At 72.9% G+C, this 22,702-nt stretch carries 24 protein-coding genes; 7 read left to right on the forward strand and 17 right to left on the reverse strand.

Annotation, left to right across the window (positions count from 1 at the left end):
• Positions 1–16: 16 nt before the first annotated feature.
• Entirely contained in the window at positions 17–1,090 is a 1,074-nt protein-coding gene (locus tag IFT73_RS09925) for an NYN domain-containing protein (RefSeq protein WP_082556059.1), read from the reverse strand.
• 111 nt (positions 1,091–1,201) lie between these two features.
• The gene (guaB, locus tag IFT73_RS09930) at positions 1,202–2,713 is read right to left on the reverse strand and encodes an IMP dehydrogenase (protein WP_192167522.1); all 1,512 of its coding nucleotides are present in this window, start codon (positions 2,711–2,713) and stop codon (positions 1,202–1,204) included.
• Between the two features lie 108 nt (positions 2,714–2,821).
• Between guaB and IFT73_RS09935 the strand changes: the two genes are divergently transcribed.
• On the forward strand, positions 2,822–3,430 hold the full coding sequence (locus tag IFT73_RS09935; protein ID WP_192167523.1) for a TetR/AcrR family transcriptional regulator: 609 nt from the start codon (positions 2,822–2,824) through the stop codon (positions 3,428–3,430).
• A 60-nt stretch (positions 3,431–3,490) separates the two neighbouring features.
• Here IFT73_RS09935 and IFT73_RS09940 read toward each other — a convergent pair whose 3' ends face one another.
• From IFT73_RS09940 to groES, 4 genes are all read right to left on the reverse strand, one after another.
• Positions 3,491–4,480 carry an ABC transporter substrate-binding protein gene (locus tag IFT73_RS09940; RefSeq protein ID WP_192167524.1) on the reverse strand — a complete coding sequence of 330 codons (990 nt, stop codon included), beginning with the start codon at positions 4,478–4,480 and terminating at the stop codon, positions 3,491–3,493.
• Between the two features lie 55 nt (positions 4,481–4,535).
• Positions 4,536–5,951 (reverse strand): RNB domain-containing ribonuclease, encoded by a 1,416-nt coding sequence (locus IFT73_RS09945; RefSeq protein WP_192167525.1) that lies wholly within the window; start codon positions 5,949–5,951, stop codon positions 4,536–4,538.
• 104 nt (positions 5,952–6,055) lie between these two features.
• A complete protein-coding gene (gene groL, locus IFT73_RS09950) occupies positions 6,056–7,660 on the reverse strand; it encodes a chaperonin GroEL (protein ID WP_192167526.1) in 1,605 nt (534 codons plus the stop codon).
• A gap of 86 nt (positions 7,661–7,746) precedes the next feature.
• The gene (gene groES, locus IFT73_RS09955; RefSeq protein ID WP_056606353.1) at positions 7,747–8,040 is read right to left on the reverse strand and encodes a co-chaperone GroES; all 294 of its coding nucleotides are present in this window, start codon (positions 8,038–8,040) and stop codon (positions 7,747–7,749) included.
• Positions 8,041–8,243: 203 nt separating this feature from the next.
• Here groES and IFT73_RS09960 point away from each other — a divergent pair, with 203 nt between their 5' ends.
• The 4 genes from IFT73_RS09960 to IFT73_RS09975 all read left to right on the forward strand — a co-directional run bounded on the left by IFT73_RS09960 (position 8,244) and on the right by IFT73_RS09975 (position 11,678).
• Positions 8,244–9,398: a class I SAM-dependent methyltransferase gene (locus tag IFT73_RS09960; RefSeq protein ID WP_192167527.1), complete on the forward strand. Its 1,155-nt coding sequence runs from the start codon at positions 8,244–8,246 to the stop codon at positions 9,396–9,398.
• A gap of 149 nt (positions 9,399–9,547) precedes the next feature.
• Complete coding sequence (locus IFT73_RS09965) at positions 9,548–10,258, forward strand: LamB/YcsF family protein (protein ID WP_192167528.1); 711 nt, start codon at positions 9,548–9,550, stop codon at positions 10,256–10,258.
• The gene (locus IFT73_RS09970; RefSeq protein WP_371811231.1) at positions 10,255–10,833 is read left to right on the forward strand and encodes an allophanate hydrolase subunit 1; all 579 of its coding nucleotides are present in this window, start codon (positions 10,255–10,257) and stop codon (positions 10,831–10,833) included. Before IFT73_RS09965 ends, IFT73_RS09970 begins: the two co-directional genes overlap by 4 nt.
• On the forward strand, positions 10,830–11,678 hold the full coding sequence (locus IFT73_RS09975) for a biotin-dependent carboxyltransferase family protein (RefSeq protein WP_192167529.1): 849 nt from the start codon (positions 10,830–10,832) through the stop codon (positions 11,676–11,678). The genes IFT73_RS09970 and IFT73_RS09975 overlap by 4 nt, the downstream gene beginning before the upstream one ends.
• A gap of 109 nt (positions 11,679–11,787) precedes the next feature.
• On the opposite strand, the gene IFT73_RS09980 is transcribed toward IFT73_RS09975, so the two are convergent.
• Complete coding sequence (locus IFT73_RS09980; protein ID WP_192167530.1) at positions 11,788–13,449, reverse strand: glycoside hydrolase family 3 N-terminal domain-containing protein; 1,662 nt, start codon at positions 13,447–13,449, stop codon at positions 11,788–11,790.
• Position 13,450: 1 nt separating this feature from the next.
• Positions 13,451–14,497: a tRNA (adenosine(37)-N6)-threonylcarbamoyltransferase complex transferase subunit TsaD gene (tsaD, locus tag IFT73_RS09985; RefSeq protein WP_371811232.1), complete on the reverse strand. Its 1,047-nt coding sequence runs from the start codon at positions 14,495–14,497 to the stop codon at positions 13,451–13,453.
• Positions 14,498–14,648: 151 nt separating this feature from the next.
• Here tsaD and IFT73_RS09990 point away from each other — a divergent pair, with 151 nt between their 5' ends.
• Both IFT73_RS09990 and IFT73_RS09995 read left to right on the forward strand, forming a co-directional pair.
• Entirely contained in the window at positions 14,649–15,992 is a 1,344-nt protein-coding gene (locus tag IFT73_RS09990) for an LLM class flavin-dependent oxidoreductase (RefSeq protein ID WP_192167531.1), read from the forward strand.
• Between the two features lie 22 nt (positions 15,993–16,014).
• The gene (locus IFT73_RS09995; RefSeq protein ID WP_192167532.1) at positions 16,015–16,518 is read left to right on the forward strand and encodes a DinB family protein; all 504 of its coding nucleotides are present in this window, start codon (positions 16,015–16,017) and stop codon (positions 16,516–16,518) included.
• Between the two features lie 12 nt (positions 16,519–16,530).
• Here the strand turns inward: IFT73_RS09995 and IFT73_RS10000 are convergent, their stop codons facing one another.
• From IFT73_RS10000 to alr, 9 genes are all read right to left on the reverse strand, one after another.
• Positions 16,531–16,836, reverse strand: coding sequence for a DUF427 domain-containing protein (locus tag IFT73_RS10000; RefSeq protein WP_056606330.1), 306 nt, complete (start codon positions 16,834–16,836; stop codon positions 16,531–16,533).
• Between the two features lie 9 nt (positions 16,837–16,845).
• Positions 16,846–17,610 carry a 1-acyl-sn-glycerol-3-phosphate acyltransferase gene (locus tag IFT73_RS10005; RefSeq protein WP_192167533.1) on the reverse strand — a complete coding sequence of 255 codons (765 nt, stop codon included), beginning with the start codon at positions 17,608–17,610 and terminating at the stop codon, positions 16,846–16,848.
• An 87-nt stretch (positions 17,611–17,697) separates the two neighbouring features.
• Positions 17,698–18,090 carry a DUF5709 domain-containing protein gene (locus tag IFT73_RS10010; protein WP_192167534.1) on the reverse strand — a complete coding sequence of 131 codons (393 nt, stop codon included), beginning with the start codon at positions 18,088–18,090 and terminating at the stop codon, positions 17,698–17,700.
• A complete protein-coding gene (locus tag IFT73_RS10015; protein ID WP_192167535.1) occupies positions 18,087–18,497 on the reverse strand; it encodes a RidA family protein in 411 nt (136 codons plus the stop codon). Before IFT73_RS10015 ends, IFT73_RS10010 begins: the two co-directional genes overlap by 4 nt.
• A 10-nt stretch (positions 18,498–18,507) precedes the next feature.
• A complete protein-coding gene (locus tag IFT73_RS10020) occupies positions 18,508–18,948 on the reverse strand; it encodes a GNAT family N-acetyltransferase (RefSeq protein WP_192167536.1) in 441 nt (146 codons plus the stop codon).
• Entirely contained in the window at positions 18,945–19,580 is a 636-nt protein-coding gene (tsaB, locus tag IFT73_RS10025) for a tRNA (adenosine(37)-N6)-threonylcarbamoyltransferase complex dimerization subunit type 1 TsaB (protein WP_192167537.1), read from the reverse strand. Before tsaB ends, IFT73_RS10020 begins: the two co-directional genes overlap by 4 nt.
• 9 nt (positions 19,581–19,589) lie before the next feature.
• Positions 19,590–20,594 carry a tRNA (adenosine(37)-N6)-threonylcarbamoyltransferase complex ATPase subunit type 1 TsaE gene (tsaE, locus tag IFT73_RS10030; RefSeq protein ID WP_192167538.1) on the reverse strand — a complete coding sequence of 335 codons (1,005 nt, stop codon included), beginning with the start codon at positions 20,592–20,594 and terminating at the stop codon, positions 19,590–19,592.
• Positions 20,591–21,580, reverse strand: a complete 990-nt coding sequence (locus tag IFT73_RS10035) for an alpha/beta fold hydrolase (RefSeq protein WP_192167539.1) — start codon at positions 21,578–21,580, stop codon at positions 20,591–20,593. Before IFT73_RS10035 ends, tsaE begins: the two co-directional genes overlap by 4 nt.
• On the reverse strand, positions 21,577–22,701 hold the full coding sequence (gene alr / locus IFT73_RS10040; protein WP_192167540.1) for an alanine racemase: 1,125 nt from the start codon (positions 22,699–22,701) through the stop codon (positions 21,577–21,579). The genes IFT73_RS10035 and alr overlap by 4 nt, the downstream gene beginning before the upstream one ends.
• Position 22,702 lies beyond the last annotated feature (1 nt).

Below are 22,702 nucleotides of genomic sequence, written 5' to 3' on the forward strand. Positions count from 1 at the left end.
TCCGTCGGCCCGTGACCTACTGGACCCCGCGCTGGATGTCGTCGAGCGACAGGTCGGTCAGCATGCCCGCCGGATCGGTCGAACGGCGCACCAGGACGGGCTGCACGTCGTCGCTCTCGCGGGCCAGCGCGTACGGCGTGTCGGCCAGGGCGAAGCGCAGCGCGCGCGACAGCGAGCTGACCCGCGCGTCGGACGGGCTCAGGCGCGGCGCGGCGGCCTTCAGGGCCATCGCGAGCATCGGCAGCGGACCACCCTGGTTGGCGAGCTGGTCGCTGAAGCTGCGCACCGTGTCGTCGGCGAGCACCTTCTCGACGATCTGCTTGTACTCGGCCGGAGAGGCGGCCGGACCGTCGTGGACGACCTCGATCTCCTTGGCCAGGTCGTGCCACGAGATCTTGGCCTTCTTGGCCGGCTCCTGCCGCTTCTGGGCCTTCTTGGGCTCGGCCTTCTTCTCGGACCGGCGCGGCTCCGGCTGCTTCTCGACCTTCTTGTCGGCGCGCGGCTCGACCGGCGCGACCCGGGCCGGCTGGCGGGGCAGCACGGCGGCCGCGGACGAGGGATCGCCCGAGAAGATCGGCTGCAGCGCCGCGGCCGGCGGGACGGGCTTGACCTTGAGGGGCACGTACTGGTCGACCTCGCGCTCGAGCACGTTGTTGACGGGGTGGTCGGCCAGCGTCGCGCCGATGACGTACTTGTCGAGCTCGTGCAGGCGCCGCACCAGGGGGACGAAGTCGCCGTCGGCCGACACCAGGATGAAGACCTCGAGCTGGTCGAGGTCGCCGGCGGCCCGCAGGCAGTCGACGACCAGGACGATGTCGGCGGCGTTCTTCTCGGCCTTGCTGACCGAGAACACCTGGACGGTCTCGACACCGGCGCGCTCGACGTCGCGGCGGTAGTCCTCCAGGCCCAGCGCGCCCCAGTCGGCGTACGCGCGGGCGAGGGCGATGCTGCCGGCGCCGGCCTCGCGCGCCGCGGCCGTCTCGAGCTGCTCGAGGATCTGCTCCATCGAGATGTCGGGGATCTCGAGCTTGCCGTACCCCTTGAAGAGGTTCTCGGCGTCGATGAACACGGCCACGTTGCGATTGGTCACCTGAGTGAGGTTATCGCTCGCGGGCCACGGCGGCCCAATCCCTCGCCGTCACGCGGCGCGGCGTGGGCCGCAGTACTCCTGATCGCTCGCCACGCCTCGCCGGACGGCGGCTCAGCGGCTCGAGTAGTTCGGGGCCTCGGCGGTCATCTGGATGTCGTGGGGGTGGCTCTCCTTGAGCGAGGCCGACGTGATGCGCACGAACCGGCCCTTGTCCTGCAGCTCGGGGATCGTGCGGGCGCCGACGTAGAACATCGACTGGTTGAGCCCGCCGATCAGCTGGTGCGCGACGGCCGACAGCGGCCCCCGGTAGGCGACCTGCCCCTCGACGCCCTCGGGCACGATCTTGTCGTCGCTCGTGACCTCGGCCTGGAAGTAGCGGTCCTTGGAGTACGACTTCTTGCCCCGGCTGCTCATCGCGCTGAGCGATCCCATGCCGCGGTAGGCCTTGAACTGCTTGCCGTTGACGAAGATGACCTCGCCCGGCGACTCCTCGACGCCGGCCAGCATCGAGCCGATCATGACGGTCTCGGCACCGGCGACCAGCGCCTTGGCGATGTCGCCCGACTGCTGCAGGCCGCCGTCGGCGATGACCGGCACACCCGCCGGCGCGCACGCCAGCGAGGCCTCGTAGACCGCCGTCACCTGCGGGACGCCGCAGCCCGTGACGACGCGGGTCGTGCAGATCGAGCCCGGCCCGAAGCCGACCTTGACGGCGTCGGCCCCGGCGTCGACGAAGGCCTGCGCCCCGTCGCGCGTCGCCACGTTGCCGCCGATGACCTGCACGTGACGGGTCGCCGGATCGGTCTTGAGCTTCTGGACGATCTCGAGCAGCATCCGCACGTGCCCGTGGGCCGTGTCGGCGACCAGCACGTCGACCCCCGCCTCGATCAGCGTCGTGGCCCGCTCCCACGCGTCGCCGAAGTAGCCGATCGCGGCACCGACCATGAGGCGGCCGTCGCGGTCGTACGACGCGTCGGGGAACTGCTCGCCCTTGACGAAGTCCTTGACCGTGATGAGCCCGGCGAGGCGACCGTCGCGGTCGACCAGCGGGAGCCGCTCGCGCTTGTGCTTGCGCAGCAGCAGCGTGGCGTCCTCGCGGCTGATGCCGACGTCGCCGGTGATCAGCGGCATCGGCGTCATCATCTCGTCGACCTTCGTCGTGGCCCACTCGGCCAGCGGCGTGAACCGCAGGTCGCGGTTCGTGATGATGCCGAGCAGGTGGTTGTCGGTGTCGACGACCGGAAGGCCCGAGACGCGGTACTCGCCGCAGATGCGGTCGAGGTCCTCGAGGGTCGCCTCGGGACCGATCGTGACGGGGTTGGAGATGATGCCGGTCTGGGTGCGCTTGACGAGGTCGACCTGGTAGGCCTGGTCCTCCAGCGACAGGTTGCGGTGCAGCACCCCGAGGCCGCCCTGGCGCGCCATGGCGATCGCCATGCGCGACTCGGTGACGGTGTCCATCGCGGCGCTGACCAGCGGGACCTTGAGCGAGATCTCGCGCGTCAGGCGCGAGGTCGTGTCGATCTCGCTGGGGTTGAGATCGGAGAATCCCGGCAGCAGCAGCACGTCGTCGTACGTCAGTCCGAGCGGTGCGAACTTGTCTGGAATACCCGTCTGATCCATGCGACCATCGTATCGTTCGTCCCCACCGTGACCGACGCCCTACCGCTCCGGACCCGTCCGGAGCGCTTTCGCGCTGACGGGTTCCCGCCGCAGTTGTACGCTGCGTCCATGGAACGCAAGCCAGGGCGCCCCCGAGCCCTCACCGTCGACGTCATCGCCGCTGCGGCGCTCGAGGACGGAATCGCCACCTTCAGCATGCCCTCGGTCGCTCGCCGCCTCGGCGTCGCCCACTCGGGCCTCTACCGCTACGTCACCGACCGCGACGACCTGCTCGTCCAGGCCCTCGACCGCGCCTTCCTCGCCACCACGTGGCCCGCTGACGACCTGCCCTGGGACGAGCTGCTGCGCGAGGTCGGCCACTCCGTGTGGCGCGCGTGCGACGCGCACCCCGGTCTGGACCGCGCGTCCCAGATGGCCCCCAAGCCATCGCCGGCCGTCCTGACGATGATGGACGCCTGGGTCACGGCGCTGCGCGACCAGCACTTCGTGCCCGAGGACGCCGCCGTCGCGGTCGAGTTCGTCATCGCGCTCGCCCTCGACAGCTCGGCCCAGATGGCCCGCCTGGCGCGCATGGAGCGCGCCCACCTGCGGCGCGACGACATCCCCGTGCTCAAGGCCTACGACAACGACGAGGTCTGGAGCGGGCGCGGCATGTACGACCGCAAGCTCGAGATCTTCATCGCGGGGCTCGCCGCCCGGCGCCTCGACGCCGAATAGGCGCACTCCCGCGCACGCGTGGCCGGTGACGTCCCTAGGGGGACGTCACCGGCCGCGCGTTCAGGCGAAGGCGCCGAGGTCGTCGGCCAGACGGTCCATCAGGTCGGCGTAGGCCTGGTAGCTGGGCGGGGCGACCGACGTCCACGGCACGTAGGCGTCGTCCTGGGCGGCCTTGAGCGTGCCGAAGACCTTCTCGGCCTTGAGCGACGTCAGACCCGCCGCACCGATGCGGTCGTCGTACAGGAAGACGTCAGCCGGGTACGTGTCGGCCTTCTCCCAGCTGAGGCTCTCGAAGTAGCCGCCCTCGTCGGGGTTGTTCGGCACCGTGATGGGCAGGCCGAGCTCGTCGACCCAGTACGACAGGTCGGGGCTGACCTTCGGGTTCGAGACGTAGAACAGGTCGGTCGAGTACGAGCCGGCGAGGATCGTGCGGTCGCCGAGCTGCTCGCCGACGGCCCTGACCCGGTCGGCCGCCGCCTCGAACTGCTCGTGCGAGGCCGTGACCTTCGCCGAGTCGAGGTCGGCGCCGAGCGCCTCGGCCGCACGCTCCGTGCCGTCCAGCAGCTCGGGCAGCGTCTTGCCGTCGAAGTCGACGACGAGGATCGGGGCGAGCTTCTTCAGCTCGGTGGCGGACGCCTCGTTGACGTACCAGAGGTCGGGGGCGAGGTACTGGCTCGTGATGACGAGGTCCGGCTTCAGCGCGACGACCTTCTCGACGTCGACGTCGCCGTACTCGCCGCCGCCCGTGACGTCCTCGACCGCGTCGACGTCGAGGCCGGCGACCTGCGCCGCGTCGCCGTCGGCGCGCAGCGGTCCGAACACGCCGACGATCTTGTCGCCGAGGCCGAGGTCGGTCAGGGCGGCCGCCATCGACGACTGGACGACGAGGCGGTCGGGCATCTCGTCGAGCTCGATCGTCGTGCCGATGTCGTCGGTGAACGAGAACGCGGCGGTGTCGGCCGATCCCCCGTCCGAGTCGGACGAGCCGCAGGCGGCCAGGGTCACCAGGGCGGCTGCGGCCGCGAGGGCGGCGGTGATACGTCGGTTCACAGGTTCTTCTCCAGGGTCGGGCACCAGTACGAAGGGCAGCCTAACCTAGGTTTGCCTAAGCTGACGTGTGGGCCTCGTCATAGGCGAACGACACGCGCCCTCCGGCCACGTCGACCTCCGTCAGCTCGACCGCGACGAGCCGGCCCTCGGGCAGACCGCGACCCGCACACCGCGCGACGACGGGCGGCTCGACCAGCATGACCTCGCCGCCACCGCCGTCGTCGTCGGCGCGCACGACGACCGCGTCGAACGACTCCCCCACCCGTCCCGCGAGCTCCCAGGCCTCGGCCAGGTCGATCGCCCCGCGATCGGCCCGCGACGCCCGCTGGTCGGACGTCCGCATGGTCTCGCCGAGCGACGGGAGGGCCTCGCGCACCCACGCGGGCACCTCGACACCGGCGCAGATCGCCAGGCAGACCTCGGTGCCGAAGCGGTCGGCCAGGCGCCTCAGCGGGGCCGTGACGTGCGCGTACGGCGCTCCGATGCCGGCGTGCAGCGGCTGCTCGGGCGGAGCCCCGTCGAACGCCTCGTAGCCGGCTCCCCGCAGCAGCCCCGTCGCCTCGCGCATCAGCACGATCGACGCGGGGAGGGCGGGGTCGAGCGCGGCCAGCACCTCCGAGGCGGTGGCCCCCTCGGGCACCGGGACGCCGAGCGTCCGGGCCGTGCGCAGGAAGCCGCGGAGCGCGTCGTCGCCGGCCGCGGGCAGCGTCCGCAGCAGGCCCGTGCCGGCCTCCAGCATGAGCTGGGCCGCGGCCATCCCCGTCAGCAGCGAGACCTCGGCGTTCCACGCGTCGACCTCGGTGCGCCGCGCCATGCGCACGGCCCACGAGTCGCCCCGGGCGACGACCTCCTGCTCGGGCAGCGCGAGCTCGATCGCCCCGAGCGACACCCGCAGGGCACGACGGGCACGGCCGAGATCGGCCAGCGCCTCGACCGACGGGTGCGGCGAGCCGGCGTCGAACGAGGCCTGCACGCCCTCGTAGTCGAGCCGCGCGACCGACCGGACGCGGGCGCGGCGCACCGTCGCCCGTCCGGCGACACCCTTCTCGTCGACGTCGATCGACCAGAGCGCCGCGCGACGCACCTGGTCGGGCAGGAGGCTCAGCGCGTCCTCCGACAGCACCGGCGGGTGCAGCGGCACGCGACCGTCGGGCAGGTAGATCGTCTGCCCGCGTCGCCGGGCCTCGGCGTCGATCGCCCCGCCCGCGGGGATCACCGAGCCGAGGTCGGCGATCGCGTAGTGCACCCGGAATCCCGTGCCGACCCGCTCGAGGAAGACCGCCTGGTCGAGGTCGCGCGAGCCGGGCGGGTCGATCGTCACGAACGGGACGTCGGTCTCGTCCGGGACGTCGGGCAGCCCCAGCTCGGCGACGACCGTGGCCTCGGCCAGCACGTCGGCGGGGAAACGGTCCGTGGCCGAGGCCGGCGGCAGGTCGAGCTCGGCCCTCAGGGCGGCGAAGTCGTGGGTCACGACGCGACGGTACCCGCCGGTGCACCCGACCGCCCCACGACGCGGACGGGCCGCCCCCGAGGGGACGGCCCGCCTGTGGTGCGGTCGATGCAGCGCGCGCTACCTCAGTGGTTGTGACCCGCGTGCGCGTCGTCGGCCTCCTCGGCCGGCTTCTCGACGATCAGCGTCTCGGTCGTCAGCAGCATCGCGGTGATCGACGCGGCGTTGGCGAGCGCCGAGCGCGTCACCTTGACCGGGTCGAGGACGCCCTGGGCGACCAGGTCGCCGTAGGTGTCGGAGGCCGCGTTGTAGCCCTCGCCGCTCTCGCGGACCTTGTTGACGACGACCTCGCCGGAGACGCCGCCGTTGCGGGCGATCCACTCGAGCGGGGCGTCGGCACCGATGCGGACGATGCGGACACCGACGGCCTCGTCGCCCGTGAGGCCGAGGTTGTCGTCGAGGACCGAGACGGCGTGGACGAGTGCCGAGCCGCCACCGGCGACGATGCCCTCCTCGATCGCCGCGCGGGTCGCCGAGACGGCGTCCTCGATGCGGTGCTTCTTCTCCTTGAGCTCGACCTCGGTGGCCGCGCCGACCTGGATGACGCAGACGCCGCCGGCCAGCTTGGCCAGGCGCTCCTGGAGCTTCTCGCGGTCCCAGTCGGAGTCGGTGTTCTCGATCTCGGCCTTGATCTGGGCCACGCGACCGTCGACGCCGGCCTTGTCGCCGCCGCCCTCGATGATCGTCGTGTCGTCCTTGGTGATGACGACGCGGCGCGCGGTGCCGAGGGCCTCGAGGCCGATCGTGTCGAGCTTGAGACCGACGTCGGGCGTCACGACCTCGGCGCCCGTGAGGGTCGCGATGTCCTGCAGCATGGCCTTGCGGCGGTCGCCGAACGCGGGCGCCTTGACGGCGGCCGACGTGAACGTGCCCTTGATCTTGTTGACGACCAGCGTCGACAGGGCCTCGCCCTCGATGTCCTCGGCGATGATGAACAGCGGCTTGCCGGCCTGAACGACCTTCTCGAGGATCGGCAGCAGGTCGCTGACCGACGAGATCTTGCCCTGGTTGACCAGGATGTAGGGATCGTCGAGGACGACCTCCATGCGCTCGGTGTCGGTGACCATGTAGGGCGACAGGTAGCCCTTGTCGAACTGCATGCCCTCGGTGAACTCGAGCTCGGTGCCCATCGTGTTGGACTCCTCGACCGTGATCACGCCGTCCTTGCCGACCTTGTCGAAGGCCTCGGCGATGAGCTCGCCGATGTGCGCGTCACGCGACGACACCGTGGCGACGTCGGTCATGTCCTTGATGTCGTCGACCTCGCGGGCGACCGAGTGGAGCTGCTCGACGACGGCCTTGACGGCGGCCTCGATGCCCTTCTTCAGGCCGACCGGGTTGGCGCCGGCCGCGACGGCGCGCAGGCCCTCGTGGACCATGGCCTGGGCCAGGACGGTCGCGGTCGTCGTGCCGTCACCGGCGACGTCGTTGGTCTTGGTCGCGACCTCCTTGGCGAGCTGGGCGCCGAGGTTCTCGAACGGGTCGTCGAGCTCGACCTCGCGAGCCACCGTGACGCCGTCGTTCGTGATCGTGGGGGCGCCCCACTTCTTGTCGAGGACGACGTAGCGACCCTTGGGGCCGAGCGTGACCTTGACGGTGTTGGCGAGCTTGTCGACGCCGCGCTCGAGTGAACGGCGGGCGTTCTCGTCGAATTCGAGGATCTTGGGCATGTCAGCCTCTTTCAGGAAATCAATGGGTGCTGCTGGTGGGGGCGTGAGAGCCCCGGCGCCCCACGAGGGGGCGCCGGGGCGTCAGATCACGAAACGACGGCGAGGACGTCGCGCGCGGAGAGGATGAGGTACTCCTCGCCCGCGTACTTGACCTCGGTTCCGCCGTACTTGCTGAAGATGACCTTGTCGCCCTCGGCGACGTCCAGCGGGACACGGTTGCCGTTGTCGTCGACCCGACCGGGGCCCACGGAAACGACGATGCCCTCCTGGGGCTTCTCCTTGGCGGTGTCCGGGATGACGAGTCCGGACGCAGTGGTCTGCTCTGCTTCGACGACCTGGATGACCAGGCGGTCTTCGAGCGGCTTGATGGTGACCGACACGTGTCGACCTCCCCTTTCAACGGGTGAACGTTGGACGGTGGTGAGGACGCCGTCGCGGGGGTCGTTCTCACCGGATCTTTAGCACTCTCGAAGGGAGAGTGCCAATACGAAACCTAGCACGACGCTGGCACTCGCCCCAAGGGACTGCCAGCTCGTTTCGCGCTGGGCGAACGTCCTTCGGCCGACACGGCACACTTCTCCCCATGGACCTGGAGACGTTCGAGCAGCTGCTGGCCCCGGACGGTCAGCGGCTGCTCGCCGAGGTGGCCGCACGCGCCGGCGTCGAGAGCGACCTCGGACTCGGCACGCGCCTGCGCCGGACCCACGAGCCCGGCCTGGTCGCGGCCGCCGTGACGCAGAACCACCTGCGGGGCAGGGCCGCGGCCAAGTTCGGCGCCGATGCACCCCACCTGTTCTTCACGCACGACGCCCTCGAGCAGTCGACCCGCACGACGGTCGCGACGCACCGGGCGTCCCGGCTCGCCGCGACGGGTGCCACGTCCGTCGTCGACCTCGGCTGCGGCATCGGCGGCGACCTGATCGCGCTGGCGCGGGCGGGCCTCGCGGTCCGCGGCGTCGAGCAGGACCCCGTCCGCGCCGCGATCGCGACCGCCAACCTGCGGGCGCTCGGCCTCGACGGCGAGGTCGTGTGCGCCGACGCGCGGGAGGTGTCGATCGGGTCCGACGAGGTCGCGTTCGTCGACCCGGCCCGTCGCGACGGCCGTGGCCGCACGTTCTCGACCGCCGACCTGCAGCCCCCGTGGGACTGGGTGCGCGAGCTGCTCGCCGGGCGTGCCGTCGCCAAGGTCATGCCCGGCCTCGCCCACGACGCCGTCCCGTCCGGCGTCGAGGCCGAGTGGGTCAGCGACGGTGGCGACCTCGTCGAGGCGTGCCTGTGGGGCGTCCCGTTCGCGACGACGCAGCGACGTGCGACGGTGCTGCCGTCGGGCGCGACGCTCGTGGCCGAGGGAGGGGCCCCGGAGGTCGCCGACGTCGGCGCCTACCTGCACGAGCCCGACGACGCCGTCATCCGGGCCGGCGCGGTCGGCGAGCTCGCGGCGTCGCTCAGCGGGTGGCTGCCCGATCCCCACATCGCGTACGTCAGCTCCGACGCCGCGGCCGACACCCCGCTGGCCCGCAGCTTCCGGGTCGTCGACGAGCTGCCGTTCCGCGAGAAGCCTCTGAGGGCCGCCCTCCAGGCGCGCCGGGTCGGCACGCTGACGATCAAGAAGCGCGGCGTCGACGTCGTCCCCGAGGAGCTCGTCCGCCGGATGAAGCTCAAGGGTCCGACGAAGGCGCTCGTCGTCATGACCCGTGTCCAGGGACAGGGTCGCGCGTTCCTCGTCGAGCGCACCTGACCCCACCCCAGCCCAGATCCGCGAGTGGTGTGGTCTGGACGTTCTGGGACGGCGTGTCCGACCACACCGCACCACTCGCGCCACGGAATGCACCACTCGCGCGCGACCACGCGGTGTCCCCGGCGTCCTGACGTCCCTAGGGTGGGGGCATGCGGGTCGACCTCAACGCCGATCTCGGCGAGTCGTGGCAGCGCTGGCGCACCGGCGAGGACGTCCTGCTGCTCGACGTCGTGACGTCGGCCAACGTCTGCTGCGGCGCGTACGCCGGCGACGCCGAGCTCATGGCGCAGACGTGCGCGACCGCCGTCGAGCGCGGCGTCACGATCGGCGCGCAGGTCGGCTACCCCGATCGCGCGGGATTCGGCCGCGTCTTCGTCGACATGGCACCCGCCGACCTGACGGACGAGGTCGTCCGCCAGGTGCACGCGCTGGACGAGGCGGCGCGCGCGGTCGGCGGCGAGGTCACGTACGTCAAGCCGCACGGCGCCCTCTACAACGCGATCGTCCACCACGAGGCGCAGGCCGAGGCGGTCGTCGAGGCCCTGCGCGTGCTCGACCGCCCGCTGCCGCTGCTGGGGCTCCCGACCTCGCGGGCGCTCGCGCTCGCGGCCGCCGCGGGGCTGCCGGTCGTCCGCGAGGGATTCGCCGACCGGGCCTACACGACCGACGGACGACTCGTGCCGCGCAGCGAGCCCGGAGCCGTGCTGCACGACCCCGCGGAGGCCGGCGCCCAGGCGCTGCGGCTGCTCGGCACGGTCGACTCCCTCTGCGTCCACAGCGACTCCCCCGGCGCGCTGCACCTCGCCCGCGCCGTCCGCAGGGCCCTCGACGAGGCCGGCGCCGTCGTCGCCGCCCCGTGAGGGTGCTGCCGTGCGGCGACCGGGCCGTGCTGCTCGACTGCGGGTCGCTCGACGAGGCCCGCGGGTGGTTCGCGGCGCTCGACGGACGGGCCGAGGTCGTGCTGGGCGCCCGCACGGTGCTGGTGCGGGGCGAGCCCGCGTGGTGCCGCGACCTCGTCGGTGCCACGACGCCCCGGACGGTCGACGACGTCGCACCGGCGACCGTCGAGATCCCCGTGACGTACGACGGGGCCGACCTCGCCGACGTCGCGGAGCTCACGGGCCTGACCGTCGACGAGGTCGTCGCGGCGCACACGGGCTCGCCGTGGACCGTCGCGTTCGGCGGCTTCGCCCCCGGGTTCTCGTACCTCGTCGGCGGCGACGACCGCCTGCACGTGCCGCGCCGTCCGTCGCCGCGCACGTCGGTGCCGGCCGGTTCGGTGGGTCTGGCCGGCGAGTTCAGCGGCGTCTATCCCCGCGAGTCGCCCGGTGGCTGGCAGCTGATCGGCCGCACCGACGTCGTCCTGTGGGACGTCGACCGACGTCCGCCGGCGCTGCTGCAGCCCGGCGCGCGCGTCCGGTTCGTGGTCGCATGACGCTCGTGGTGGAGGCCGCCGGCACCCTGAGCCTCGTCGAGGACCTCGGCCGACCCGGGATGGGCCACGTCGGCGTCGGCCCGTCGGGCGCCTTCGACCGTGCCGCGGCGCGCCGGGCCAACCGCCTGCTGGGCAACGACCCCGGGGACGCGGTCGTCGAGACGTTCGGCGGTCTCGTGCTGCTCGCGGAGTCGGCCCACACCGTCGTCGTGACCGGGGCGAGCGGTCCGATCACGGTGGACGGCCGACCGGTCGCCTACGGGCGCGCCATGCGGGTGCCGGCCGGTCGGCGCCTCGCGGTCGGCGCTCCCACCGTCGGGCTGCGCTCGTACGTCGGGCTGGCCGGCGGGCTCGCGACGCCCCGCGTGCTCGGCTCCCGCTCGACCGACACGCTGGCCGGGCTCGGCCCCCGTCCGCTCGCCGTCGGCCACCGGCTCGAGGCCGGCGCGCACCGCACCGTCCCGGCCCTCGACGACCTGCTCCCGCTGGACCGCGGCGGGGACGTGACCCTCGACGTCGTCCTCGGCCCCCGCGACGACTGGTTCACCCCGGAGGCCGTCTCGACGTTCCTGACGGCGGCGTGGCGGGTCTCCGCCGCGTCGAGCCGGATCGGCGTGCGGCTCGACGGCGACCCGCTCCCGCGTGCCGTGACGCGTGAGCTGCCGAGCGAGCCGTGCGTGCGGGGCAGCGTGCAGGTCGCGGCGGACGGACGTCCGATCGTCCTCGGCCCCGACCACCCCGTGACAGGCGGCTACCCCGTCGTCGCGGTCGTCGTCGACGCCCACACCGACCGCCTGGCGCAGGTGCGCGCCGGCCAGGTCGTCCGGTTCGCCCGCGTCACCTGACCCTGGTGCGGCGAGTGCTGCCTTCGCGTCTTCGAGTGGTGCGGTGTGGTCGGACACGCCGTCCCAGAATGCCCGGACCGCACCACTCGCGAGCTCGTGGGGGGAGGGGTCAGCAGCGCTCCGGGGCGGGCAGGCCCACGTCGACGGGGAGCCGTCCCTGCGCGCGGGCGTCGCCCGTGAGGACGGCGACGAGGGCCCGCATGGCCGGGACGTCGCGGCCGTAGAGCGCGACCTTGGTGGGTGCCGAGCTGCGCGCCAGGCCGTACGGGGTGTCGGTCGACACCACGACGTCCGCGCTGGCGGCCGACACGCCCGGCCCCAGCAGCGCCACCGACGTGCCGGGGCCGATCGGCAGGCCCGCCTCCTGCGCCGCGACCCGGAAGGCCGCGACCGCCTCGGACGAGCCCGACGGGCTGACCGACGTGATCGACGGGACGGGGCACGGGTGCGCCACGACCGTCGCAGCCATCGCGCTCAGGGCCTGCGACTCGTCGCCGTGGCTGCCCGGCTCGCCCGGCAGCTCGGGCGACGCCTCGGCGTGCAGCAGGTACGCGATCGTGCGCGCGGCCGAGGCGCGGGCCTGCTGCTCGGGGATCTCGCCCGACCTCAGCGCCGCCAGCACGGCGTCGTACGCCTGCTCGTTGTCGGCGGGCATCAGGGCCAGGTCGCTGCCGGCCTTGATGGCCTCGACGGTCGAGTCGCCGCCCGGGTAGCGCTGCATCACGGCGCCCATGCCCAGCGAGTCGCTGATCACGAGCCCGTCGAAGTTGAGGTTCTCGCGCAGCCCCGTCGTGATGACCTTGCGCGACATCGAGGCGGGCACGCCCTTGTCGATCGCCGCGACGTCGAGGTGCCCCGTCATGATGCCCGGCGCGGCGTCGGCGATCGCGGCCTCGAACGGCTTGAGGTCGTGCGACCTGAGCCGCGCCCGGTCGCTGTCGAGCACCGGCAGCCCCTTGTGGCTGTCGGTCGACACGTTGTGCCCCGGGAAGTGCTTGACCGCAGAGATCACGCCGGCCTCGGAGTACCCGTCGACCGCGGCGACGACGGCCTGCGCGACGACGTCGGGGTCCGAGCCCGCCGACCGGCTGCCGATGATGGGGTCGGCCGGACCGATCGTGATGTCTCCGTCGGGGGCGAACACCGTGTTGTAGCCCGCGGCCCGCAGCTCGGCACCCGATGCACGGGTCGCCGCCGTCACGGCCGCCGCACCGTCGGCGCCGTGGCCCGCGATCGCGGCGCCCGCCGACATGAAGGTCGGGAACGTCGTCAGCGGATCGGTCAGGCGGGCGACCAGGCCGCCCTCCTGGTCGATCGGCACCATGACCGGGAAGCCGCGGCCGGCCCCGGCCTCCTGCAGCTGCTGGTTGAACGCCTTGACGTCCTCGAGCGGGTCGTCGGTCGTGACGTCGAGGATCTGCTGGCCCGTGACCATGACGCCGGCGAAGTGCCGGTCGCGCACCAGCGCCAGCGACTGCTCGTTCGAGAAGCTGCGGGCGATGATGAGCTGGCCCGCGAGGTCCTCCAGGGGCAGCGCGTCGGCCTTCTCGACGGCCTCCGCCCGCTCGGCGTCCGTCGGCACCCAGCCGGTCTCGGCGTCGGTCTTCTCGTCACGCTGGGCGGCGGCGGACGAGGCGGACGTCGACGGGCGCGGGTCGTCGTCGCGGCCGGTCCACCACACCGCGCCCGCGGCGACGACGGCCGCAGCGGTCAGCGCCGCGACGGCCGGCAGGGCGCGGCGACGACGGGGGGACGTGCGGGGGCTCGTCACGTCAGGCCGCCACGACCTGCGTGACGGGCATGCCGGAGTCGGCCGGCAGGTCGAGCGACGACGGCGCGATGCCGCGGCGGACGACCTCGGCGCCGAGCGCCGCGACCATCGCGCCGTTGTCGGTGCACAGCCCGAGTCGCGGGATGCGGACCTCGATGCCGGCCTTCGCGGCACGCTCCTGCGCGTAGTGGCGCAGGCGGGCGTTGGCCGCGACGCCGCCGCCGATGATCAGGGTGTCGACGTCGTGCTCGCGGCACGCGGCGATCGCCTTCTTCGTCAGCACGTCGCACACCGCGTCCTGGAACGACGCGGCGACGTCGGCGACGTCGAACGTCCGACCCATGCGCTGCTCGTGCTGCACGTGGCGGCTGACGGCGCTCTTGAGGCCCGAGAACGAGAAGTCGTAGCGGTGCTTCTCGACGTCGCGGCCCGTCGTCAGGCCGCGCGGGAACGCGATCGCCGACGGGTCGCCGTCGCGCGCGACCCGGTCGATGTGCGGGCCGCCCGGGTAGGGCAGGTCGAGCAGGCGGGCGACCTTGTCGAAGGCCTCGCCCGCGGCGTCGTCGATCGTCTGGCCCAGCAGCGTGATGTCGGTGACGATGTCGTCGACGAGCAGCAGCTCGGTGTGGCCGCCGCTGACCAGCAGCGCCGCGACCCGCTCGCCGAACCGGCCGTGCTCGAGCTGGTCGACCGCGACGTGCGCGGCCAGGTGGTTGACGCCGTACAGCGGCTTGTCGTGCGCCAGCGCCAGGGCCTTGGCCGCGGCGACGCCGACCAGCAGCGCGCCGGTCAGACCCGGCCCGCTCGTGACGGCGATCGCGTCGACGTCCTGCACCCGGACGCCCGACTCGGCGTAGGCCTGCTCGAGCGTCGGGACCATCGCCTCGAGGTGCGCGCGGCTGGCGACCTCGGGCACGACGCCGCCGAAGCGCACGTGCTGCTCCATGCTCGAGCTGAGCGCGTGCGCCAGCAGCTCGGTGCCGCGGACGATGCCGACACCCGTCTCGTCGCACGACGACTCGATCCCCATCACCAGCGGTTCGCTCACCGGGTCATTGTGCCAGCCGGGCCCGACGGGTCCGGCGCATACACGACCCGCGGCCGCGCGTGCGGCCGTCCCACCGGCCGAGAACCCGTCGATCGAAGGGTTGGGCCTGCCTACCGTCAGGACACCCCCTCCCGACACGAAGGACCGACCCATGACGCGCCAGCTCCACCTCGGCGGCTTCCAGATCGCCTCGAACGTCACGCACTCCCACGCCGCCTGGCGCCACCCCGGCTCCGACCCCGACTTCCTCAACGCCGAGTACTACCACCGCATCGGGCGCACGCTCGAGCGCGGCACGTTCGACTTCGTGTTCTTCGCCGACCTGCTGGCCGTGCCGACCAACTACGGCGGTGGGCCCGACGAGGCCCTGCGGCGCGGCACCCAGGCCGCCGCGACGCTCGACCCGACGCTGGTCGCGACCAGCATCGCCGCGGTGACCCGTCACCTCGGCATCGCCGTCACCAAGAGCACGACCTACTTCCACCCGTTCGAGGTGGCGCGCATCTTCGCGTCGCTCGACCACCTCAGCCGGGGTCGCGTGGCCTGGAACATCGTGACGTCCCTGAGCAGCGCGGAGGCCCGCAACTTCGGGCTCGCCGAGGCGCTCGACCACGACCTCCGCTACGACCGCGCCGAGGAGTTCGTCGAGGCCGCCGTCGCCCTGTGGGGCAGCTGGGAACCCGACGCCCTCGTGCTCGACAAGGAGTCGGGCGTGTTCGCCGACCCCGACAAGGTGCACGCCGTGAACCACGACGGCATCTTCTACAAGACGCAGGGCCCGCTGCCGACGCCCGCGTCGCCGCAGGGACGTCCCGTGCTGATCCAGGCCGGCTCGTCGGGCAAGGGCAAGGACTTCGCGGCGCGCTGGGCCGATGCGATCTTCGAGATCGACCCGACGCCCGAGGGTCGCCGCGCGTACTACGACGACGTCAAGAGCCGGGCGTCCGACGCGGGGCGCAACCCCGACCACGTCAAGATCTTCCCGTCGTTCATCCCGTTCGTCGGCGAGACCGAGTCGATCGCCCGCGAGAAGCAGGCCTTCCACAACGAGCTGGCCGACCCCATCTCGGGCCTGCACACCCTGTCGGTGCACACCGACCACGACTTCTCGCAGTACGACCTCGACGCGCCCGTCGAGGACGTCCAGGTGGCCGGCACGCAGGGACTGTTCGACGTCGCGCGGCGGCTGTCGGAGCGCGACAGCCTCACGCTGCGCGACATCGGAGGCCTCTACGCGCAGGGGGTGCTGCTCCCCCAGTTCGTCGGGACGGCCTCCGACGTCGCCGACCGCATCGAGGAGTCGTTCACCGGCGGAGAGGCCGACGGCTTCATCCTCTCGGTCGGTCAGTCGCCCGGCGGGTTCGACGACTTCGTCGACCACGTCGTGCCCGAGCTGCGGCGCCGCGGGCTGTTCCGCTCGGAGTACACCGGGACGACGCTGCGCGACCACCTCGGCCTGGCCGACGCCCCGCAGCCGCAAGGGGCGCCCGCCTGACGCGCCCCGCTACCGTCGAGCCATGACCCGCGCCTCCGACATCCCCGCGACGTTCGACGAGCGCAGCGTGCTGCTGCAGATGCTGCACTACGCGCAGGACACCGCGGTCGTGAAGGTGAGGGGCCTGGACCAGGACCTCGCCCGTGCCGCTCCCCTGCCGTCGTCGCCGCTGATGAGCGCCGCGAACGTCCTGAACCACCTGCGGTGGGTCGAGCGCTCGTGGGTCCAGACCGACCTGCTCGGCGACGTGGACGACAGGCCGTGGACGGCAGAGCGCCCGAACGCCGAGATGGAGGAGGGCTCGCTCCTGCCGATCGACGACGTCATCGAGCTGTACGAGCAGGAGGCGGCCCGCACCCGTGCAGTGTTCGCGGAGGTCGACCTCGACCTGGTGCGTCGGGGCGACCTGCCCCCGAGGCCCGTGACGGCGCGGTGGGTCCTGCTGCACCTGATCGAGGAGACCGCGCGGCACAACGGCCACCTCGACGTCCTGCGCGAGCTGGCCGACGGCACGACCGGCGACTGAGCCCGCCGACGGCTACTCCGAGATCGTGACCTGCTTCTTGTCGAAGGCGACGTAGTTGCTGTAGTCCTGGCCCACGCGGTCGAAGGACGACGGGATGGGCTCGGGGTACGACCAGCCGCCGTCGGGAGCGACGTCGTCACCCAGACCGACGTTGAAGTACTGCGTGTCGCCCTTCCAGGGGCAGTGGTACGCCGTGGGGCTCTTCTCGTACGCGCCCTCGGTGAGGCTCGCGGGCGGGAAGTACCAGTTGCCCTCGATCTTGACGAGGTCGTCGGTGGGTGCCTCCGCGACGACGGTGGATCCGATGACTGCCTTCATGCGCTGCTCCTACTGCTCGGTGTTCCTGGCGGCGCGTCGGGCGGCGCGGGCCGCGTACTCTTCCTCGTCCATCCTCGCAGCCTCGGCCAAGGTCGGCGCGGTGCCGCCGTGACGCGCCGGGGCCCACCACTGGCCCTCGGGGCGCAGGGGGTACTCGGCGATCGCGTGGTCGAGCAGCGACGACATCGCGTCGCGCAGCACGGCGGTCTCGGCGACGGGGTCGTCGCCCGTCACGGCGATCGGGGCGCCGACGTGCAGGCCGATCGTCTTGCCGCGTCCCCGCAGGTCGGACTCGTGGTCCTTGGTCTTGAGCAGCTGCGTGCCCCACGTGACCATCGGGATGAGCGGGACGCCGGCCTCCGCGGCCATGCGCACCGCGCCGGTCTTGAGCTCCTTGATCTCGAACGACCGGCTGATCGTGGCCTCGGGGAAGATGCCGACGATCTCGCCGTCGCGGGCGTAGCGGACCGCGTCGTCGTACGACTGCTGGCCGTTGTCGCGATCGACCGAGATGTGGTGGAACGAGCGCATGATCGGCCCGGACACCCGGTGGTCGAAGGCGTCCTTCTTGGCCATGAACCGCACGAGCCGCCCGCTGGGCTGGGCCGCGAGCCCGTCGAAGACGAAGTCGACGTAGCCGATGTGGTTGGCCGCCAGGATCGCGCCGCCCTCGCGCGGGACGTGCTCGGTGCCGGACATCTGGAACTTCATGCCGAGCACCTTGAACAGCGTCTTGGCGGTGACGATCGTGGCCGGGTAGGTGAAGTCGCGCATCCGGTCAGGGTAGTGCACACGCGTGCACCCGGCCGGGCTCGGCGCCCGCGCGGGGACGGCCACGACGGGCCGCCCCCCGCGTCGCCGTCAGTCCTCGGGGACGACGTGGACCGCGGCCTCCTCGGCGCTCGCCGCGGCGCCGTCGATGCCGACGTCCTCGCCGACGAGCTCCTTGTCGACGTCCTCGCCGATGCCGCCGTCGGGGTCGACCAGACGCCCGGCGCGCTCGCCGCCGACCTCGCCGTCGTCGAGGTTCTCGGCGGGTGCGGCGTACGGATCGGGCTCGGGCTCCTCCTGGCGCAGCCGCTCGTCGAGCGACTCGCCCTGCAGGGCCTCCTCGGCCGTCGTGCCGAAGCCCTCACCGCGGTAGCTCTCGGGCGGCGAGTAGCCCGAGTCGAGCGTCGCGTCCGGGTCGTCGAAGATCGCGTCCTGATCGGGGCCTTGATCGTCTTCGGGGAAGGTGTCAGGTGTCTCGGTCATGCTCCCAGCCTTCCACGCCAGCCCTGAGGCGCACGGTGAGCGTCGACCTCGACCTCGACGAGGTGGTCGGGGTGCGCGAACGCCGTGACCTGCACCATCGTGGACACCGGGCGGACGACGTCGAAGAGCTCGCGGTGCGCCCGCCCGACCTCCTCGAAGTGCGCGATGTCGGTCACGAACATGCGCGTGCGCACGACGTCGGGGGTGTCGAGCCCCGCGGTGCGGACGGCGTTCAGCGCGATGCCGAACGCGACCCTCGCCTGCTCGTAGGGGTCACCGACCCCGACCACCTCGCCGTCGACCGTGGCGGTCGTGCCCGCGACCCAGACCGAACCGCCGACCCGCACCGCCCGCGAGTAGCCCACGACGTCCTCGTAGGGGCTGCGAGAGCTGATGTTCTTCCTCACGGGTGCCTCCTCATCGCCACTCCTGGATGTCGAGCTCCATCACGAGCGCGTCGACGCCGCCGGCGTAGTAGCCGCGGCGGGTGCTGATGGTGTCGAAGCCGTGGGCCTCGTAGAGGCCGATCGCGGCACGGTTGTCGGCGGCCACCTCGAGCAGCATGCGTCCGGCCCCGAGGTCGCGGGCGCGGTCGACCAGGTCGGACAGCAGGTCGCGGGCCAGCCCTCGCCCGCGCGACGCCGGCAGCACCGCGATGCGGTCGAGGTCGGCGACGTCGCCCGCGACCGAGATCGCACCGTACGCGTCGACGTCGTCGCCCGGACCGACCAGCACGACGTGCCGCTCGCTGCCCACCTCGTCGGAGACGAGCGTCGCGCTCCAGGCCGAGGCGCCGAAGCAGGCCTGCTCGAGAGCGGCGATCGCGGCGACGTCGTCGCCGGTCGCCGGGCGACTCATGCGCGCTTCGAGACGGTCTGCGGGACGGCGTCGGGACGACGCAGGTAGAGCGGCTCGAGCGGCAGCTCGGCGGCGCGCCCCGCGACCACCAGCCCCGCGAGCGCCGCCGCCCGCGGGGCGCCGGCCCCACCCGCGGACCTGAGCACGTCGGCGTAGAGGTGCGCGCCCTGGCCGAACACGGGCAGGTCGGGGTGCTGCGCCGCGAGGTCGGCCGGCTTGAGGACGTGGGGGCCGTCGAGGCGCACCTGGTCGCCTCCGTAGCGCGCCCAGTAGACCTCCTTGCGACGCGCGTCGGTCGCGACGAGGAACTCGCCGCCGACCTGCACGTCGGCCGCCACGACGTCGAGCGAGCACACGCCGTGCGTCACGAGTCCCAGCGTCGAGCCGAGCGTCAGGGCCGTCACGACGCCGACCCGCAGGCCCGTGAACGGCCCCGGCCCGACGCCGACGGCGACATCGGTCAGGTCGCCCATCGCCGCGCCCGCCTGCGCCATCGCGTCGCGGATCGCCGGCGCCAGCAGCTCGCCGTGCGCCATGGCTCCCTCCCCCGACGCCTCGCCGACCACGCGCGAGCCGTCGTGGACGGCGACGGTGATGACGGGGGTGGCGGTGTCGAACGCGAGGAGGAGCACAGGGAGAGCCTACGAGTCGGCCGGCGTCGACCCCAACAGCGTCGAGCGCAACGGCACGCCGACCCACCGCGGCCCGTGCGGCTTGATCGTCACGACCCGCGGATCGACCTCGTCGGGCACGTCGCCGACCTCTCCGTCGTGCGGAGTGCCGAGCGGGTCGATCGGCCGGGGGCCCCGCACCTCGATCCGCAGGTGCAGCCAGCTGTCGTTGAGCTGCTCGGCCATGCCGTCACCCCACTCGACGACCGTCACGGCGGTGTCGGTGGACGAGTCGAGGTCGAGGTCGTCGATCTCGCTGAGGTCGCCGAGCCGGTACGCGTCGACGTGGACCAGCGGGGGCCCCCCGACGAGCGACGGGTGGGTCCGCGCCAGGACGAACGTCGGCGACGTGACGGGGCCGCGGACGCCGAGGGCCTCGCCGAGGCCCTGCGTGAACGTGGTCTTGCCGGCCCCCAGGTCGCCCGACAGCACCAGCAGGTCGCCGGCCCGCAGCAGCGGGGCGAGACGTGCCGCGAGCCCCTGCATCTCCTCGGGCGTCGGCACCTCGCGCGCGAGCCACAGGGTCTTGCCGAACTCGATGAACGGCTCGTCGCGCCCGACGGGCTCGTAGCGTCGGCGCGACCAGAACTGGACCGTGTCGGGCAGCTCCTCGCGCACGTCGAGCCAGATGCCGTCCTTGCCGCGCTCCTCGGCGGTGTCCTCCGCGACGCCGAGCATCGCCGACGCGACGCCGCGGGCCTGGATGTCGGGGTCGACGCACACGCGGCGCAGGCCCAGCTGGCCCGGGCGCGACTCGTCGAACAGCATCGCGCCCATCGGCAGGCCGCGCCGCTCGACCAGCAGCCCGCCGGCGGTGCGCAGGGTCTCGGCCACCGACTCGACGGTCTCGTCGAGGGCCGTGGTGGGCGGGTCGAGCGCCGGTCGGGCCCCGAACGAGCGGTGGATGATGTCGACGATCACGGCCGCGTGCTCGGGGCCGGCCTCGACGACGTTGAGTGCGGTGCCGCCGGTCATGCCATGCCCTCCCGCACCTCGGCCAGGACGCCCTCGATCGCCCGGGTGACGGCCTCGTGCTGCTCGAACATCAGCATGTGCCCGACGCCGTCGAGCTCGATCAGCTCGGCCCCCGGGATCGCCTCGGCGAGCCGGCGGCTGTGCTTGACGGGGGTCAGCAGATCGGCCGTGCCGCCCATCACGACGGTGTGGGCGCGCCCGATCGCGGCGAGGCCGGCCGTCAGGTCGAGGCCCACGAAGTTCGGGTAGAAGTCGGTCAGGACGTGGGTCGGCGCCTCGAGGATCATCTCGTTGGCCATGTCGACGTGGCGCTCGTGGGCGTCCGGCCCGAGCCCCCAGCGGCGGATGACCGAGTAGCTGTTGAACCGGCGCCCCCAGTCGAGTGCCGGTGCGCCCGCCCGCAGCAGCGGGATCAGGTAGCGCAGTCCCGGGCTGCTGCGCATCAGCCGTCCGGCGCTGGTGCCGAGCAGCACGACCCCCCTGACCCGTCCGCCGAACAGCTCGGGGCGGGTGCCGGCGAGCTGCATGATCGTCATGCCGCCCATCGAGTGACCCACCAGGACGATCGGCCCGCGCGGGACGAGCTGGTCGATCACGGCCGTGACGTCGTCGGCGAGCTCGGCGAACGTCGACTTCTTGCTCGTCGCCCGGCCGGAGCGTCCGTGCGAGCGCAGGTCGACGAACACCATGCGCACCGCACCGCGCATCGCGAGCCGCTGGTAGTGCCACACGTCGATGTTCTCGACCCAGCCGTGCAGGAACACGACCGTCGGGGTCTTGCGCTCGGCCTCGTCGACCTCGACGTGCAGCGGCACCCCGTCGGCGCTGACGATCGTGGTGCCGTCGCTGCGCACCGAGCCGAACTCGACGTCCTCGCCGCGCCGGCGCCGGCGACGTCCGCGGACCCGGCCGTTGAGCAGCGTCGCGACGGTCCCGGCGGCCACGAACGCGCTGGCCGTCCCCGCCAGCCTCAGCGTCCTGCTCATGCCATGTCTCCCCTGTAGGTGCGGACCGTGCGGCCACCCAGCCGGGTGACCACCTCGTAGGCGATCGTGCCCGATGCCGCGGCCCAGTCTTCCGCAGTCGGCTCGCCGTCGTGACCCGGGCCGAACAGCGTCGCGACGTCGCCGCGTCGGGCGGTCCGGTCACCGAGGTCGACGACGACCTGGTCCATGCAGACCCGCCCGACCAGCGGCACCCGTTCACCGGCGACCTGCAGCTCGGCCCGGTTCGACGCCGCGACCGCGATGCCGTCGCCGTAGCCCATCGGCACGAGGCCGAGGGTCGTGTCACGCTCGGCGACCCACTGGTGGCCGTACGAGACGCCCGCGCCGGCCGGCACCCGCTTGACCTGGGCGAGCCGTGCGCGCAGCGTCATGACGGGGGTCAGACGGGTCGGGTACGCCAGGTCGGGAGCGGGCCGGATGCCGTACGCCGCGATGCCGACCCGCACGAGGTCGAAGTGCGCCGACGGCCGCGTCAGCGTCGCGGCCGAGTTGGCGAGGTGGCGCAGGGCCGGCTCGACGCCGGCCGCCGCGAGCTCGTCGACGGCCTCGCGGAACACGCGCTCCTGCTCGTCGTTGGCCGGGTGCCCCGGCTCGTCGGCGCACGCGAAGTGCGACCAGACCCCCGTGACCTCGACCCGACCCGCGGCCTGCGCCGTTGCAGCGGACTCGGCCAGCCGGCTCCACTGCTCGCCCCTCGCCCCGTTGCGCGACAGCCCCGTGTCGACCTTGAGCTGCACCCGCGGACGCGTCGGGGCGGCCGCGAGGATCTCGTCGAGCTGGTCGACCGACGACGCCGTGACCTCGACCCCCGCCTCGGCCGCGGCGGCGAAGTCGGCGCCCGGGGCCGCGAGCCAGCACAGCAGCGGCCCGGCGTCGCCCGACGCGCGCAGGGCCAGGGCCTCGTCGACCGTCGCGACACCCAGCCAGGTCGAGCCGGCACGGCGTGCGGCACGGGCCATCGGGACGGCGCCGTGACCGTACGCATCGGCCTTCACGACCGTCATGAGGGTAGAGCCGGGGGCGCACCGTGCCAGGGCGGCGATGTTGCCGGCGAAGGCGTCGAGGTCGACGGCGGCCTCGATCTGGGGTGGGGAGGACACG

Source organism: Aeromicrobium sp. CFBP 8757, from assembly GCF_014841755.1.
GTDB lineage: Bacteria > Actinomycetota > Actinomycetes > Propionibacteriales > Nocardioidaceae > Aeromicrobium.

What these genes read in the sequence shown, in the direction of transcription:
- guaB (WP_192167522.1), bottom strand. Translation starts at nt 2,713, where the DNA reads ATGGATCAGACGGGTATTCCAGACAAGTTCGCACCGCTCGGACTGACG.
- IFT73_RS09935 (WP_192167523.1), top strand. Translation starts at nt 2,822, where the DNA reads ATGGAACGCAAGCCAGGGCGCCCCCGAGCCCTCACCGTCGACGTCATC.
- groL (WP_192167526.1), bottom strand. Translation starts at nt 7,660, where the DNA reads ATGCCCAAGATCCTCGAATTCGACGAGAACGCCCGCCGTTCACTCGAG.
- IFT73_RS09960 (WP_192167527.1), top strand. Translation starts at nt 8,244, where the DNA reads ATGGACCTGGAGACGTTCGAGCAGCTGCTGGCCCCGGACGGTCAGCGG.
- IFT73_RS09965 (WP_192167528.1), top strand. Translation starts at nt 9,548, where the DNA reads ATGCGGGTCGACCTCAACGCCGATCTCGGCGAGTCGTGGCAGCGCTGG.
- IFT73_RS09975 (WP_192167529.1), top strand. Translation starts at nt 10,830, where the DNA reads ATGACGCTCGTGGTGGAGGCCGCCGGCACCCTGAGCCTCGTCGAGGAC.
- IFT73_RS09990 (WP_192167531.1), top strand. Translation starts at nt 14,649, where the DNA reads ATGACGCGCCAGCTCCACCTCGGCGGCTTCCAGATCGCCTCGAACGTC.
- IFT73_RS09995 (WP_192167532.1), top strand. Translation starts at nt 16,015, where the DNA reads ATGACCCGCGCCTCCGACATCCCCGCGACGTTCGACGAGCGCAGCGTG.
- IFT73_RS10000 (WP_056606330.1), bottom strand. Translation starts at nt 16,836, where the DNA reads ATGAAGGCAGTCATCGGATCCACCGTCGTCGCGGAGGCACCCACCGAC.
- IFT73_RS10005 (WP_192167533.1), bottom strand. Translation starts at nt 17,610, where the DNA reads ATGCGCGACTTCACCTACCCGGCCACGATCGTCACCGCCAAGACGCTG.
- IFT73_RS10010 (WP_192167534.1), bottom strand. Translation starts at nt 18,090, where the DNA reads ATGACCGAGACACCTGACACCTTCCCCGAAGACGATCAAGGCCCCGAT.
- IFT73_RS10020 (WP_192167536.1), bottom strand. Translation starts at nt 18,948, where the DNA reads ATGAGTCGCCCGGCGACCGGCGACGACGTCGCCGCGATCGCCGCTCTC.
- tsaE (WP_192167538.1), bottom strand. Translation starts at nt 20,594, where the DNA reads ATGACCGGCGGCACCGCACTCAACGTCGTCGAGGCCGGCCCCGAGCAC.
- IFT73_RS10035 (WP_192167539.1), bottom strand. Translation starts at nt 21,580, where the DNA reads ATGAGCAGGACGCTGAGGCTGGCGGGGACGGCCAGCGCGTTCGTGGCC.